This is a genomic window from Pokkaliibacter sp. CJK22405 (genome assembly GCF_046614695.1).
GTDB lineage: Bacteria > Pseudomonadota > Gammaproteobacteria > Pseudomonadales > Balneatricaceae > Pokkaliibacter.
Map to the genome: position 1 here is coordinate 1 of NZ_JBKKHQ010000036.1, position 546 is coordinate 546.

The window sequence follows — 546 nt, forward strand, 5'->3', positions numbered from 1 at the left end:
ATGACTGGGGTGAAGTCGTAACAAGGTAACCGTAGGGGAACCTGCGGTTGGATCACCTCCTTAAACGATGATGCCCTGGTGCAAGTACCCACAACGAATTATCCGATCATGTAGATAGAGCAACGTAATAGGCTTGTAGCTCAGGTGGTTAGAGCGCACCCCTGATAAGGGTGAGGTCGGTGGTTCAAGTCCACTCAGGCCTACCAATTTATCCCACTCCCCTTCGATAGAACCTGCGCAGTAATGCGGTTTAGGTGAACTGAAGGTGTCTGGCATAAATGGACTTCCTCAAATTGGGTGAACTCACACAGTTTGACGAAAATCTGGGGCCATAGCTCAGCTGGGAGAGCGCCTGCCTTGCACGCAGGAGGTCAGCGGTTCGATCCCGCTTGGCTCCACCAAGTTTTAAATCATGTTTTCCGACAGGATGACATCATTTAAAGCTGGGTTGAAAAATACACTGCTTTATTTGCTCTTTAACAATGTGGACTCAATCGATAGAAAGATAAACGAAATCTCAAGCGTTTATCCGGCGCGTTACATGTC

At 48.2% G+C, this 546-nt stretch carries 2 tRNA genes and 1 rRNA gene; all 3 read left to right on the forward strand.

Annotated features, from left to right (window positions below):
• Positions 1-63 (forward strand): 16S ribosomal RNA (locus tag ACKC9G_RS18790); the annotation flags it as partial.
• 66 nt (positions 64-129) lie between these two features.
• Positions 130-206: transfer RNA gene (locus ACKC9G_RS18795), tRNA-Ile, on the forward strand.
• A gap of 119 nt (positions 207-325) precedes the next feature.
• Positions 326-401 (forward strand) — tRNA-Ala (locus ACKC9G_RS18800).
• Positions 402-546 lie beyond the last annotated feature (145 nt).